General features: G+C 37.9%; 1 pseudogene. It reads right to left on the bottom strand.

Annotated elements, in window-relative coordinates:
• A pseudogene (locus tag E3E37_RS11455) lies at positions 1 to 390 on the bottom strand (IGHMBP2 family helicase); the annotation flags it as partial.

Below are 390 nucleotides of genomic sequence, written 5' to 3'. Positions count from 1 at the left end.
CTCTTCAGAAAAACTTTTTAATGGGGCTTCTTGGCCCAGAATAAGCTTTAAGGCCCTAATACCACTTTCACTCAGTTTTTCAAGATTCTCAAGCTGTCTTCTGAAGGTTATATCGTTAGCGTAGAGGTCTATTCTAACGTTTCTAAAAGCCCAAGAAGGTACAGCTTCGAGGGCTACCACAATAAATCTACTTCCTTTTTCTACAACAGTACCAACAAGATCACTCGCTAGTGGATTTCCCTTGCTTATTACAATCAGGTCCCCAACTCCAATTTCAGTTTTAAATGGCTCTTTTCTTCCATACTTTACAAGTTTGAAACCAAATTCTTCACCAATTACTTTTCCATTGAGATTTAAAATCGCTCTACCAACTTTCTCTCTTTCATATCC

It is taken from the genome of Thermococcus sp. ES12, from assembly GCF_012027515.1.
In the GTDB taxonomy this organism is placed as follows: Archaea; Methanobacteriota_B; Thermococci; order Thermococcales; family Thermococcaceae; genus Thermococcus; species Thermococcus barossii.
The sequence above is the reverse complement of the archived record's forward strand: the minus strand, read 5'-3'. Positions and strand labels throughout refer to the sequence as shown.